This window comes from Serratia sp. GW822-FHT06D09 (assembly GCF_058799515.1).
Genome location: NZ_JBXALO010000005.1, coordinates 258,037 through 271,925 on the forward strand (window position 1 = coordinate 258,037; position 13,889 = coordinate 271,925).

Genomic DNA, 13,889 nt, shown 5'->3' on the forward strand with positions numbered 1-13,889 from the left:
CTTTTGAATGCCCACGCCCGGCCTTGACCGAGCGTGGGCCTACCGCTTAGCTCAACCGCTGCAGCCTTGCCGGCAACCCCTGGCGCACCGCCGCGCCGCTGACCCAATCCAGCCAGCTATTGCTGATTTCGCGGGTCGGATCGGGCAAACCGAGGTCGTTGAGATTAATGCCGGCGGCAATGCGTGCATCCGCGGCCAACGGTTGACCATCCAGTGTGTGCGTCCGCGCGCCCATCTCACGATGGCCATAACCATGCTCAATAGCAATTACGCCAGGCATCACACCATCCAGCAGGCTGATCTGGGCTTCGACGCTGCCCCCCGGGGTCTGCAACCTGACCCGATCGCCATGCCGCAGCGCATAGCGTCGCGCATCGGCCGGATTCAGAGCCACCAGATTGACCGGTTTCACCGCACGCAAGCGGTCGATCGGTGCCGTAGAGCTGCTCATCAGATGCGATTTGAACGACATCAAACGGAACGGCCATGCCTCTGGCGGATAGTGCTCCCCGACATCAGAGCCGTCGGCAAAACGCGGCGGGTAATAGGTCGGACAGCCGCTATAGCGTTCTCCCGTCATCGCATGGCGGTGGCGGGCCACCTCTTCATTCCAGATATTCAATCCCTTTTTCCACTGCGGGCCGGTTTCATCGCCACGCCAGGCCTGCTCATAAGGCGCAAAACGCCCACCGCGCGCCAGCAGATAGCCCACACGCTGTCGCTCATCCGCTTTCAACACGCTATCCAGCGCCGGTTGCAGGCGATCGACCCCGGTCAATCGCAGCTCACTTTCCGTCGCCTCGGGCAGCGGTTCACCGGCAAAGGCCACGTTGGCCGCCGCCCGCAGATAATAATCTTCGGCATTGTGCAGCCCGAAGCGGTTGCCCTGTAGATCCTGCAATGCGCCGTCGCCAAAGCCCGGTAACCCCAGAGCTTTAGACAGCGCAATGACAAAGCTCTCCAGCGCCACCGGCTGCCCATCGGCCGTTTTCGCCGTACGTGACGGCACCACCGGCCAACGTGCAGTGCTCGCCCGCACCATCACACCGGACCAGGGGGCGGTAAAGCCCCAACTCTCGAAGTTATGCGTATCCGGGACGATATAGTCCGCCAGCGCACTGGTTTCGTTAATAAAAGCATCGATCGCAATAAACAGCGGTAGCTGCCGCGGGTCCTTCAGCCGCCGCTCAACCACCTCACGCAAACCGGCCACGCCATACAGCGGGTTGCCCATATGGCTGATCCAGGCTTTTAGCGGGTAGGGATATCCCATCAGCGCCGGTGCCAACTGTTCGGTGAACTGACCCGCCACGAACGGGTACCAAGGCCCGCGCGCCGGGTAAGGTTTTTCCCCTTGCTCAAGCTTGCGGCGATATTCGTCGGATTGTTCATACGCCTGCTTGCTGCGTGATAGCACCAATCCTTTCGGTTTCACCATGCCGGGAAACGTCTTGAGGTTATAGCGTGGCCCGTCGGCAAACTCTTTGAATTTGCCGCCGCCTACCGAAACACCGCCCTTAAGGTTCAGGTTGCCGATCAGCGCATTGAGCATCATCACCGCCCAACTGTTATAAAAGCCGTTGCCGCTCATCATGCCGCCGTGGGCAATCACCGCCGCTTGCCGTTGGTAAGAGGTAAACTCTTTGGCCAGTGCGGCAATGGTCTCGGCACTGACGCCGCAGCGCGCGCTGTATTCAGCCAGCGTAAAGCGCTCAGCCGCCTGTTGCAGACACAGGAAGCTCGAACGCACCCGAACCTGCGAACCGTCGGCCAACTGTAATGGCTGATCCACCCGCAACGGCCCCTGCAGCGCCAGGTTGGCCGCTACCGGCTGACCGCGCTGCTCATCCCATACCAAAGGCGAACTCTCTGACTCTCCTGGCGTGCTGCCGTCCAGATGTTCCTGACGCAAAAACTGTCCGCACAAGGGGTGATCTTCATCGGTGACTACCAGGTGCGTGGCATTGGTCCAGCTTTTTTCACCGGCGGCCTGCATTGCCACCTCGCCTGGCAACGCCAGGTAGTCTGCGTTATAACGTTCCTGTTCGATAATCCAGCGGATCATCCCCATGACCAACGCAGAGTCTGTACCGGGCAACACCGGCACCCAACGGTTGTGATCGTTGGCCAGGGTCGTGGTCAACGGCAATGCCGGAGCCACGACCACGTAACGAAACTCGTCGCGCATGCGGGCATTGGCCAGTTGGCGCCCCTGGCGCTTGAACGGGTTGCCGGACTGCGCCGGTGAAGTGCCGAGAAACAGGCCAAAGCGCAAATTATCCCAGTCCGGTTTGACGTGGGCATTGGTTTCCAAATCGCCCATTAAAGCCCCGGAACCGGCACGATAGGCCAATCCACAATAGGCACCATGATGACCGAAGTTACGTGTCCCGAAGGCGTTTTGCGCGAAACGTTTGATGAACGCGTCCCGGCCTTCATCGCCGGCATTGGTGACCAACAGTTGATTGGCCTTGGGGCCCAACGAAGGCTGAGCCGGATCGAGCGGCGTGTCGAGATCGCGGATAGCCCGCAGCCCCTCGATCGGCCCTTCGCCAAACAGATCGCCGCCCTCCACCACTTCCTGAATCAGCTGTTCAAAGCTGATGCGTTGCCACTGCCCGCTGCCGCGCGGCCCTACCCGCTTCATCGGCTCCAGCACGCGGTAAGGGCTGGTTAATCCCTCCAGCAAGGTCGCGCCCCTAGCGCAGGCCGTCGAGCGTTGTTCAAGGCCCTCATCGCCCCCCAGACGGTTGAGCGCGTCCGCCACCGGCAAAGCGTAGGGAAAGTGACGATCGTGAGATAGCGGATGGTAAGGATTACCGGCGATCCGCAAGATCTGGTGGTTCTGGCGATCCACCCTGGCCCGCACCCCGCATAGCGTCCAACAGCCAAAACATTGGGTCATCGATACTGCCTGCTGCGGGTTGGCCTGCCAGCCATCGGGGTGCCGACGCCCTTCGGTCGGCAAGGCGTTGGCGCTGATCCTGTCCAGCGTCAATTTACCGCTGCTGCCGTCGCGCAGCCCGGTAAACACCTTCTGCACCATCTCGCTGTAGCTGGCGCCGAACAGCGTCAACCCGCCGAGGGCAAGGCCGCCTTTTAACCACTGACGCCGCGTTGACTTAGCCATAATGTTTTTTCTCCATCAACTGATGCTGTAATTCACGGATCCCAATGATTAACGCTATCCACAACCCCAAAGTGCCCAGAATCGCCAACAGCCCTTCGCTGCCGAGCGGTAGCACATAGGGATTGGTTAATACGTTGAACTTAGGCAGCGTCTGGGTTTGCATCAGCAGCAGCCAACGCACACCCCAGCAAAGCAACAGCGCGACCATGCACTGGCCCAGCAACCCTTTTGCCCCCAGCGCTTGGCTGCGAACTCGCCAGGCCAGCGCCAACAACAACAAGATCGAGACGACAACGGCGATGCCGGCCAAACGCCAAACCACGCCTTGACTTGCCAAGCGATGCAACGCGGCAGAGGACGTGCTGCCATCCAGCCACCAGCCAAGGCAAGAGAAGCACAGCAACAGCAAACTCACTGCCTGATAGCCAGCCAGACGTGGCTGCCACTGCGGTTCGTACCGCAACCAGCAGGCCAACAGCGGCGGAACGGCCTGCACAGCGGTAAGCAACAGCAACCAGGGCAACCACAGGCTGTACCACAGCGGCTGCGCCCTGAGGACGGATACCTCGCGCCCGGTATAGAGCAAGATGCTGGCTGCCGAAAGCAAGGTGGCCAGCGCCACCCAACGTAGCCATTTTTCCTCGCGCCAGGCCGGGAATATCTGCAACCAACGCGCCCAGAATGGCAAGGTTTCCGCTCTCAACCGGCTACGCATCAGCAGCGCGAAATAGCCCATCACTAACAGGGTAAACAGCGGCAAGAACAGCGAGCCGAGCGACATCCACGACCAGGGCGTAAAGTGCGCGTAAAAATGCCAGATACGGGCAGGTTGGTGCAGATCGGCACTCAGAGCCAATGGCGCGACTGTGCCGCTCACGACTGCCAACGAGACGGCGGCCAGTTCCAGCCGGACCGTTTTGTTGGGTTCACGCCAGCGCAGCCAGACGGCAATAACGACGCTGCCGCAGGCCAAACCGATGAAGAAGAAATACTGCACCGCCCAGGGCAGCCAGGCGATCTCCTGCGGACGGGCCATGATTTCGCGGATCATGCGTGCACCTCCTGCCACAACGCCGGTTGCCCCCGGACATGGCTGACGAAAGCCTCATCCAGCCCCAGATAGAAAACCTGCGGATGCGTGCCCTGCTCGGGCTTGAGTACCTTGAGCTGAGGCTGGTGCTGTTCCAAAGTGCGCCTCAACACTCCCTGACGATCGTTAAGATCGCCAATCATCCGTGCGCCTCCGACACAGGATTCGACACAGGCCGGTAGCAGTCCGGCATCCAGCCGATGCACGCAGAACGTGCATTTGTCCGCGGTTTGAGTTTCATGGTTGATAAAGCGCGCCTCATAAGGGCAGGCCTGTACGCAATAGGCACAGCCAACGCAACGGGTGTTATCGACTACCACAATGCCGTCCTGCCGCTGGAAAGTGGCCTGTACCGGGCAAACCGGCACGCAGGGCGGGTTATCGCAGTGATTGCACAGCCGTGGCAACAGCACGTTGGTGGTCGATGCCTGGCCCTCCAGGGTGACCTGATATTGCAGTACACTGGTGCGAAATTGCCCCTGAGGCAGTTGGTTTTCCACCGCGCAACTGACCGTGCATGCCTGACAGCCAATGCAGCGACGCAAATCAATCAGCATCGCCATGCGTTTTTCGCCGTTGCCTTCGCGACGGGCCGGCTGTAACTGCCAACCTGACTGCGCCAGCGGCACCAGCGCAGCGCCGGCGGTGAGCGCACCTAGCCGTTGTAAAAACTGACGTTTCCCACTGTCCATTGATTTCTCCCAATAAGTACCTGCCGGGGAACTGATACAAGGGAGTGTAAAAAGGGCAACCGGTCGCCAATATTGTGGTTTACCACATTACCGTCGACGGCTTGATCCAGGACAATTCAGACCGGTGATGGGGATCATAAAAGCGGAGATGATGTGAAAAGAGCAGCGCTACTTCTGTTGCTGGGCAGTTGGTTGAGCTCAGCCTGGGCGGAACAATGGACGATAGCGGTGCTGGCGCTGCGTGGCGATGCCCATGCGCTGGTCCAATGGCAGCCGTTGGTCGATCACCTTAACCGCCAGTTTCCCGCTGACCATTTCCAACTGTCGCCAGTGAGCCTCAGCGGTATGAAAGAGGCCGTCCGCAGCGAGCGCGTCGATTTTCTGCTCACCAACCCGGCTCAATACGTTCAACTGGATAACCGCTATCCACTGCGCTGGCTGGTTTCACTGCGTTCAGCCCAACCCCCTCTGCAGGGCTCAAGCAACGTCGTCGGCAGCGTCATACTGGTGCGCAGCGACAGCCTAATAACCACGCCCCGCCAACTGACCGGAAAGAACGTTGGTGCCGTCGCTACCGATGCTTTTGGCGGCTACCTGCTGGGTTACAAAGAACTGCTTTCCGCGGGCCTGAACCCGGAGAAAGATCTGCGGCTGCACTTCAGCGGTTACCCGGCGGATGCTCTACTGTATCAATTGCGCGATCGGGCATTGGATGCGGTGATTGTGCCGGTTTGCCTGTTGGAAAAAATGCAGGCGGAAGGATTACTGCGTGCCAGTGATTATCGCGCACTGCTGGCGAAGCAAAGCGGCCAGCGCTGCCTGACCAGCACCGAACTGTACCCTAACTGGTCCTTTGCCGCCTTAAACCACGTGCCGGACCGGTTGGCAGACGAATTAACTCGCCAGTTGCTGCAGATGAACACCCCCGGCTTGCCGGTTTGGGGAGCCCCAGCGTCATCACGTCAGGTTAATCAGCTGCTGCAGGATCTGAATATCCACCCGACGCAGCGTTCTCTCTGGCAGGAACTGTACCTTTGGGCACAGCAGCATTGGCTGCTGCTCAGTGGAATTTTCGGGGTGATGGTATTGCTCGGCGCCAATCATCTGTGGGTAGGTTATCTGGTACGCCGCCGCGGGCGCCAACTCGAACAAATGCATCAGACGCTACGTGCCAGAGAAACTGCTCTGGCCCGGGCGCAGCGCCTCAGCGCCCTGGGCGAAATGGCCTCCGGTTTTGCCCATGAGCTTAACCAACCGCTGGCGGCGATCCGCCACTATGCGGAAGGGTGTCGTATCCGTCTGGAGCGCAGCGACAACCAACATGAACTGCTGCCAATCCTCGAACAGATTGGCCAGCAGGCGCAGCGTGGTGCGGAGAGTATCGTTAATTTGCGACGCTGGGCCAGCAAAACACCCCATGACGAAAATGCACAATGGCTGTTACTGCGCCCGCTGGCGGCACACGTCATCCAATTGATGCAGATCGAACAACAATATCCGCAGTGCCGATTAACCATTAACATCCCGTCGCAGAGTCAGCTGTACAGCCAGGCGACGTTATTAGAGCAAGTGCTCACCAATCTGTTGAGCAACAGCCTGCAAGCGGGTGCCCGACAAATCACGCTGCGCCACGAAGCCGACGCACATCAGCACCGGTTGCTTATTGAAGACGATGGCGGCGGGCTCAACGCCGAACAACTGGCACTGCCGTTCGTGCCCTTCCGCAGTACCAAACAGGAAGGTCTCGGGTTAGGGTTGGTGATCTGCCAGCGGCTGTTGAAGGGCCAAGGCGCAGAGCTGACGCTGGAAAATTACTTAGCTTCCCCACAACGACAGGGGCTGCGCGTGATTCTGCACTTCCCTGTCATTCAAAAGGATCCCAGCCATGGCGCTGATACATCTGGTTGATGATGATTTTGCCGTTACCGACGCCTGCCGCTTTTTACTCGAAGGGCTGAATTATCGGGTACAAACCTGGCACGACAGTCAAAAATTCATCGACAGCATCGATCCCTATCAATGCGGCGTCGTCATGCTGGATATCCGGATGCCGGGGATTGACGGGCAACAGGTTCATCAACAGCTGCGGCGGCAAAACAGTACGCTGGCGGTGGTGATCGTCACCGGTCACGGCGATATTGCCATGGCCGTGGAGGAAATGAAGCTGGGAGCCGTCGATTTTCTACAAAAACCGATCGCCGCCGCGCCGCTGATTGAAGCACTGGAGCGCGGCATTATCCATTCGCAACGTCAGGTTGAGCAACGCCAACGGCAACAGCTTTTCGGCGCGCTGACACCGCGCGAACGCGATATTGCCCGTGCGGTAGCCGCAGGAATGACCAACAAACAGATCGCCGAACATCACTTTATCGCGGTACGCACCGTCGAAGTGCATCGGGCCAGAGTGATGGAAAAAATGCAGGCGAGTAGCCTGGCAGAACTGGTGAACGCGCTTAACCGACTAACGCTAACCAGTCTGGATTAGCGATTTTCAGGCAAAAAAATGCCGGTCGGGATAAACCGGACCGGCATCGTATTTCAACTCACCGACAGATTACGGCAAGAGAGAAGGCTGATCTGCGCCCTCTTTCTCCACTTTCTGCTGCAGCATGTGTTCACGTTTCATACCCAGCTTCAACGCCAGCGCGGACGCCACGTAGATGGAGGATACGGTACCGATAGACACACCGATCAACATAGCCAGAGAGAAGCCGTGCAACATCGCGCCGCCGAAGATGTACAGCATCAGCACCACCATCAGGGTGGTACCGGAGGTCATCAAAGTACGGCTCAGCGTCTGGGTCAGCGACACGTTCATGATTTCGTAAGGCGTCCCGCGGCGGATCTTGCGGAAGTTCTCACGAATACGGTCGGAAACCACGATGCTGTCGTTCAACGAGTAACCGATAACCGACATCAATGAAGCGACGATGGTCAGGTCAATCTCGATATGGAACAGCGACAGCACGCCCAAGGTGATGACCACGTCGTGCGCCAGCGCGATAACCGCCCCCAGCGCCAAACGCCATTCGAAGCGGAAACCGACGTAGATCAGGATACTGATCAACGCCACCAGCAGCGCCATGCCGCCGTTTTGCGCCAGTTCGGTGCCCACGCTCGGGCCGACGAACTCTATGCGTTTTACGCTAGCGTTTTTGTCGACCGAATCGTTGATCACGCCGATCACTTTGTTACCCAGTTCCTGGCCAGCGGTACCGGTCGCCGGTGGCATACGCACCATCACGTCACGGCTGCTGCCAAAGTTCTGAATAACCGGGTCCTGGAACCCGGCTTTTTCCAGCGTATCGCGCATCAAATCGAGGTTGGCCGGTTTTTCCAGGCTGATTTCAATCACCGTACCGCCGGTGAAATCCAGACCCCAGTTAAAACCGCGTACCGACATAACGGCGATTGACGCGATCAGCAGCACCAGCGAGATGCCGAAGGCCACGTAATCCCAGCGCATAAAGTCATAGACTCTACGGCCGTAGTTGAGTTGTTCAACAGTATAATCCTGTGCCACAACGCACTCCTCAGATAGACAGCTTGTTAATGCGTTTGCCGCCGTAAAGCAGGTTGACGATGGCACGGGTACCGACAATCGCGGTGAACATGGACGTCGCCACACCGATCGCGGTGGTAATCGCAAAGCCCTTGATCGAACCGGTACCTACTGCGTACAGAATGATCGCGGTGATCAGGGTGGTGATGTTGGCGTCAACGATACTGGAGAACGCGCCTTTATAGCCCTCATGGATCGCCTGCTGAACGGAACGTCCGTTCTTCAGCTCTTCCTTGATACGTTCGTTAATCAGTACGTTGGCGTCGACCGCCACCGCCAGCGTCAGCACGATACCGGCAATCCCCGGCATGGTCAGCGTCGCCCCCGGCAGCAGGGACATCACGCCGACAATCAGCACCAGGTTGGCGACCAGCGCCGTGGTGGCGATCATGCCGAACTTACGGTACCAAACCACCATAAACACGATGGATGCCACCAAGCCCCACAAGCAGGCTTCCAGACCTTGGGTGATGTTCTGTTGTCCCAGGGTCGGGCCGATTGTACGCTCTTCCACAATCTGGATTGGCGCAATCAGCGCACCGGCACGCAGCAGCAGCGAAAGCTGACGTGCTTCGTTCGGGTTGCCGATACCGGTAATACGGAAGCTGTTGCCCAGACGTGACTGAATGTTCGCCACGTTGATCACTTCTTCCTGTTTCACCAGAATCGCACGGCCATTGGCGTCTTTCTTGCCGCTGTCCTTGTACTCCACAAACAGGGTCGCCATCGGCTTGCCGATATTGTCCTTGGTGAAGTTGGACATCGCAGTGCCGCCGGCACTGTCCAGCGAGATGTTCACCTGCGGTTGGTTATATTCGTCGGTGCTGGAAGTGGAGTCGGTGATATGGTCACCGGTCAGGATCACACGCTTGTACAGCACGACAGGCTGGCCTTCACGGGTGTCTTTCACTTCTGAGTCGCCTGGGACACGGCCATTTGCCGCAGCCGTGACGTCCGCATTGGTGTTAACCAGGCGGAATTCCAGCGTAGCGGTAGCGCCGAGGATCTCTTTGGCGCGAGCGGTATCCTGAATGCCCGGCAGTTCGACCACGATGCGGTCGGAGCCCTGACGCTGCACCAGCGGTTCGGCAACGCCGAGCTGGTTAACGCGGTTACGCAGGATAGTGATGTTCTGCTGTACCGCGTATTCGCGCGCTTCGCTCAGGCGGGCATCCGTCAGGTTGGCTTTCAGGGTGTTGCTGCCGTTGGCAGAGAACACCATATCGCGCTGACGCGGACTGAGGTAGCTGATGGCCTGATCGCGGGCAGCATCGTCACGGAAACGCACTTCCACGCCGTTGTTGTCCAGCTTGCGGATAGACGCATAAGGAATGCCCTTTTCACGCAGCTCGCTGCGCAGGGTATCCATGGTCTGTTCCTGCAGCTTGCTCAGGGCAGTGTCCATGTCGACTTCCATCAGGAAGTGCACGCCACCGCGCAGGTCCAGACCGAGTTTCATCGGTTCGGCGCCCAGCATGGCCAACCAGGCTGGTGTGGCCGGCGCCAGGTTCAGCGCAACCACGAACTTGTCACCCAGTTCCGCCATCAGGGCTTCACGGGCGCGCAGCTGAATATCAGGATTGCTAAAGCGAGCCAGGATGGCGCCATTTTCCAGCGCAATCGACTTGCTCGTAATCTTGTCTTTTTCTAATACGGTACGGACTTGGTCCAGTGTAGTTTCACTGGCGGCGACACCGCGCGCGCCAGTGATTTGTACAGCCGGATCCTCACCATAGATGTTGGGAAGCGCGTAAAGCAGACCGATGAAGATCACCACGATCAGCATCAGATACTTCCACAAAGGATAACGGTTTAGCACGGCAATTCCCTTCGGGAAAACAAAATTACAGGGCCTTCATGGTACCTTTCGGCAGAACGGCCGCCACGAAGTCACGCTTGATCATCACTTCCGTGGTGTCGTTCAGCGCAATGGCGATAATGCCGGTGTCAGCCACTTTGGTCACGCGGCCAATCAGGCCACCGGTGGTCAGCACTTCATCACCCTTGCCGATCGAGTCCATCAGCTTCTTGTGCTCTTTAGCGCGTTTCTGCTGTGGGCGCAGGATCATGAAATAGAAAATCAGACCGAACACCACCAGCATAATGATCAGAGAGTACGGGCTTCCCTGAGCCGGAGCCCCTGCGGATGCGACGGCGTCAGAAATGAAAAAGCTCATTGAAATTCCCTCATTAAGTTATCAATTATTAATTCAAGCGTTTAAAGGTGGAATCGGTTTACCGATCCGACCGTAGAAATCCGCAACAAACAGCTCTAATTTACCCTGTTCAATGGCCTCGCGTAAACCCGCCATCAGGCGTTGGTAGTGACGCAGGTTATGAATGGTGTTCAATCGGGCACCCAGTATTTCGTTGCAACGATCAAGATGATGCAAGTAGGCGCGGCTGTAATTGCGACACGTATAGCAATCACAGTCTTTATCCAGCGGAGAAGTATCATCCTTGTGCTTGGCATTACGGATTTTTACCACACCGTCAGTCACGAACAGATGGCCGTTACGGGCATTACGCGTTGGCATCACGCAGTCGAACATATCGATACCGCGACGCACGCCTTCAACCAGGTCTTCCGGCTTGCCGACGCCCATCAGGTAACGCGGCTTATCTTCCGGAATTTGCGGGCAAACATGTTCAAGAATGCGGTGCATATCCTCTTTTGGCTCACCGACCGCCAGGCCGCCCACAGCGTAACCATCAAAACCGATATCCACCAGCCCTTTTACTGAAACATCACGTAAATCTTCGTAAACACCGCCCTGAATAATGCCGAATAACGCATTTTTATTATTCAGTTCGTCAAAACGCTGGCGGCTGCGCTGCGCCCAGCGCAGTGACATTTCCATCGAACGCTTGGCGTAGTCCCAATCTGCCGGGTACGGCGTACATTCGTCGAAAATCATCACGATGTCGGAACCCAGGTCATACTGGATTTCCATCGATTTTTCCGGGCTGAGGAACACCTTGTCGCCGTTGATCGGGTTACGGAAATGAACGCCTTCCTCTTTAATCTTGCGCATTGCGCCCAGGCTGAACACCTGGAAGCCGCCGGAATCGGTGAGGATCGGGCCATGCCACTGCATGAAATCATGCAGATCGCCATGCAGCTTCATGATTTCCTGGCCTGGGCGCAGCCACAGGTGGAAGGTGTTGCCCAGCAGGATCTGCGCGCCGGTCTCTTTCACTTCTTCCGGCGTCATGCCTTTTACCGTGCCGTAGGTGCCGACAGGCATAAAGGCCGGGGTTTCCACCACGCCGCGGTCAAAGATCAGGCGGCCACGGCGAGCGCGGCCATCGGTAGTGTCTAATTCGTACTTCACAAAGCCTCCAGCATCAGAGAAACAGTCTGATGTCGTTAAAACAGGGCCGCGCCAGATGCGCAGCCCAGAAAATCAGGCGCCGACGGACTCTTGCTCCGCCTGCGGGTTACGGCTGATGAACATCGCATCGCCATAGCTGAAGAATCGGTACTGCTCGGCCACCGCCTGCTGATAAGCATTCATGGTGTTTTTATAACCGGCAAAGGCGGAAACCAGCATAATCAGCGTGGACTCCGGCAGGTGGAAATTGGTCACCAGCGCGTCAACCACCTGATAATGGTAGCCGGGGAAGATAAAGATGCTGGTGTCGCCGAAGAACGGGGCAATTAACGCATCCTTGCTGGCGTTGGCGGCGCTTTCCAGGGAACGCACCGAGGTCGTGCCTACCGCCACCACGCGCTTGCCGCGAGCTTTACAGGCCAATACCGCGTCAACCACGTCCTGCGGCACTTCCGCATATTCGGCGTGCATGACGTGTTCTTCGATGGTTTCCACCCGCACCGGTTGGAAGGTGCCGGCGCCCACATGCAGCGTGACAAAGGCCATCTCGATGCCCTTCTCACGCAGCGCGGCCAGCAGCGGCTCGTCGAAATGCAGCCCGGCGGTCGGCGCAGCGACGGCACCCGGCTTCTCGCTGTAGACCGTCTGATAAAGCTCGCGGTCAGCGTCTTCGTCCGGGCGATCGATATAAGGTGGCAGCGGCATGTGGCCGACGGCATTGAGAATAGTGAACACATCGCGCTCATCGTTGAAACGCAGTTCGAACAGCGTATCGTGACGCGCCACCATGGTGGCGGCGATGCTTTCATCGTCGCCCAGCAGCAGGTCGGCGCCCGGCTTAGGGGCCTTCGACGCGCGAACATGCGCCAGCACACGATGGTCATCCAGCACGCGCTCGACCAGAACTTCAATCTTGCCGCCGCTGACCTTGCGGCCAAACATGCGGGCCGGGATCACCCGGGTATTGTTGAACACCAACAGATCGCCGGCTTCCAGATTATCCAGCAGATCGGTGAATACGCCGTGCGTCAGCGCCCCGCTCGGCCCGTCCAACTGCAGCAAGCGGCAACCGCTACGCTCAGATTGGGGATAGCGGGCAATCAGGGACTCGGGAAGTTCAAATGAAAAATCGGCGACGCGCATGGGTATTCACTTCTTCAATTGTATATACCCTATGAATTTCAAGTTGCAGTTAGGCGGACAGCTTGCCCATCTCCGGGAGCTTACTTGAGTAAGTGACCGGAGTGGGCAAGTGCAGCCAACAACACTGCGGCTTGAAAGGCGACGGGTATGTTGGTCATAAAAAACAGGCGGCCTAGTCTAAAGCTGTGGGCGGTCAGCGGCAAGAAATAAGGAGGATTTGCATGACTTCAGGTATAGTTGCCGGATGAATTTTCTCGCTCATCTCCATTTAGCCCAGCTTGCGGAAAGCTCGTTACTGGGCAATCTGTTGGCCGACTTCGTGCGCGGCAACCCCGCAGGCGAGTACGATCCCGAGGTGGTGGCCGGCATTATGATGCACCGCCGCGTCGACGTATTGACCGACAGCCTGCCGCAGGTCAAAGCCTGCCGCGACTATTTCTCTGCAGAACACCGGCGCGTAGCGCCAATCACGCTCGACGTGGTATGGGATCACTTTCTGGCTCGCCACTGGCAGCAACTGGAACCGTCCCTCAGCCTGCACGGCTTTACCCAGCAAGCCCGCAGCCAGATCGTGCCGCATTTGCCACTGACGCCGGCGCGCTTTCAGAATTTGAACGGTTATCTCTGGCCGGAACGCTGGCTGGAGCGCTACGCCGAACTGCCGTTTATCGGCAACGTGCTGGCGGGCATGGCCAGCCGTCGTCCACGCCTGGCGGCGCTGGCGGGCTCTTTCGCCGACGTAGAGCGCAATTATCATCAGCTTGAAACACAGTTCTGGCAGTTTTACCCACAGATGATGCAGCAGGCAAAAGAGAAAAAGCTGTAAGGTCAAACCAAACTCATTGAAAATGCGACGCTTTACAAGAAATTGCTTTTTAAGCCTTGCCCTTTTACGGGAAAAGGTTATTTTTAAAGCTCGCTAAATTTAATCAACGAC

General features: G+C 57.9%; 11 protein-coding genes. 3 read left to right on the forward strand and 8 right to left on the reverse strand.

The annotated features are described in order from the left end of the window. Positions 1-46 precede the first annotated feature (46 nt). The 3 genes from ttrA to ttrB are packed head-to-tail and all read right to left on the reverse strand — an operon-like array spanning position 47 to position 4,912. Complete coding sequence (gene ttrA, locus AC1RKG_RS14485; RefSeq protein ID WP_493183301.1) at positions 47-3,130, reverse strand: tetrathionate reductase subunit TtrA; 3,084 nt, start codon at positions 3,128-3,130, stop codon at positions 47-49. Then, positions 3,123-4,181 carry a tetrathionate reductase subunit TtrC gene (gene ttrC, locus AC1RKG_RS14490; protein ID WP_130016243.1) on the reverse strand — a complete coding sequence of 353 codons (1,059 nt, stop codon included), beginning with the start codon at positions 4,179-4,181 and terminating at the stop codon, positions 3,123-3,125. The genes ttrA and ttrC overlap by 8 nt, the downstream gene beginning before the upstream one ends. Continuing rightward, a complete protein-coding gene (gene ttrB, locus AC1RKG_RS14495; RefSeq protein WP_048759620.1) occupies positions 4,178-4,912 on the reverse strand; it encodes a tetrathionate reductase subunit TtrB in 735 nt (244 codons plus the stop codon). Before ttrB ends, ttrC begins: the two co-directional genes overlap by 4 nt. 153 nt (positions 4,913-5,065) lie before the next feature. On the opposite strand from ttrB, the gene ttrS reads away from it, so the two are divergent. Both ttrS and ttrR read left to right on the forward strand, forming a co-directional pair. Beyond that, on the forward strand, positions 5,066-6,820 hold the full coding sequence (gene ttrS / locus AC1RKG_RS14500) for a tetrathionate respiration histidine kinase TtrS (protein ID WP_493183304.1): 1,755 nt from the start codon (positions 5,066-5,068) through the stop codon (positions 6,818-6,820). Further along, entirely contained in the window at positions 6,798-7,397 is a 600-nt protein-coding gene (gene ttrR, locus AC1RKG_RS14505) for a tetrathionate respiration response regulator TtrR (protein ID WP_493183306.1), read from the forward strand. Before ttrS ends, ttrR begins: the two co-directional genes overlap by 23 nt. A 69-nt stretch (positions 7,398-7,466) precedes the next feature. Here the strand turns inward: ttrR and secF are convergent, their stop codons facing one another. The 5 genes from secF to queA all read right to left on the reverse strand — a co-directional run bounded on the left by secF (position 7,467) and on the right by queA (position 12,952). Then, positions 7,467-8,435, reverse strand: coding sequence for a protein translocase subunit SecF (gene secF, locus AC1RKG_RS14510; protein WP_020825464.1), 969 nt, complete (start codon positions 8,433-8,435; stop codon positions 7,467-7,469). A 10-nt stretch (positions 8,436-8,445) separates the two neighbouring features. Beyond that, positions 8,446-10,293 carry a protein translocase subunit SecD gene (secD, locus tag AC1RKG_RS14515; RefSeq protein WP_071844576.1) on the reverse strand — a complete coding sequence of 616 codons (1,848 nt, stop codon included), beginning with the start codon at positions 10,291-10,293 and terminating at the stop codon, positions 8,446-8,448. 25 nt (positions 10,294-10,318) lie between these two features. Next, positions 10,319-10,651 (reverse strand): preprotein translocase subunit YajC, encoded by a 333-nt coding sequence (gene yajC, locus AC1RKG_RS14520; protein ID WP_004949246.1) that lies wholly within the window; start codon positions 10,649-10,651, stop codon positions 10,319-10,321. A 33-nt stretch (positions 10,652-10,684) separates the two neighbouring features. Next, positions 10,685-11,809, reverse strand: a complete 1,125-nt coding sequence (gene tgt, locus AC1RKG_RS14525) for a tRNA guanosine(34) transglycosylase Tgt (RefSeq protein WP_020825462.1) — start codon at positions 11,807-11,809, stop codon at positions 10,685-10,687. Between the two features lie 72 nt (positions 11,810-11,881). Then, on the reverse strand, positions 11,882-12,952 hold the full coding sequence (queA, locus tag AC1RKG_RS14530) for a tRNA preQ1(34) S-adenosylmethionine ribosyltransferase-isomerase QueA (RefSeq protein ID WP_115059873.1): 1,071 nt from the start codon (positions 12,950-12,952) through the stop codon (positions 11,882-11,884). Between the two features lie 244 nt (positions 12,953-13,196). On the opposite strand from queA, the gene AC1RKG_RS14535 reads away from it, so the two are divergent. Next, positions 13,197-13,778, forward strand: a complete 582-nt coding sequence (locus AC1RKG_RS14535; protein WP_020825460.1) for an ACP phosphodiesterase — start codon at positions 13,197-13,199, stop codon at positions 13,776-13,778. The last annotated feature ends 111 nt before the right edge of the window (positions 13,779-13,889 follow it).

Excerpts from the sequence above, each read along its gene's own strand:
- ttrA (WP_493183301.1), bottom strand. The coding sequence starts at position 3,130 with ATGGCTAAGTCAACGCGGCGTCAGTGGTTAAAAGGCGGCCTTGCCCTC.
- ttrC (WP_130016243.1), bottom strand. The coding sequence starts at position 4,181 with ATGATCCGCGAAATCATGGCCCGTCCGCAGGAGATCGCCTGGCTGCCC.
- ttrB (WP_048759620.1), bottom strand. The coding sequence starts at position 4,912 with ATGGACAGTGGGAAACGTCAGTTTTTACAACGGCTAGGTGCGCTCACC.
- ttrR (WP_493183306.1), top strand. The coding sequence starts at position 6,798 with ATGGCGCTGATACATCTGGTTGATGATGATTTTGCCGTTACCGACGCC.
- yajC (WP_004949246.1), bottom strand. The coding sequence starts at position 10,651 with ATGAGCTTTTTCATTTCTGACGCCGTCGCATCCGCAGGGGCTCCGGCT.
- queA (WP_115059873.1), bottom strand. The coding sequence starts at position 12,952 with ATGCGCGTCGCCGATTTTTCATTTGAACTTCCCGAGTCCCTGATTGCC.
- AC1RKG_RS14535 (WP_020825460.1), top strand. The coding sequence starts at position 13,197 with ATGAATTTTCTCGCTCATCTCCATTTAGCCCAGCTTGCGGAAAGCTCG.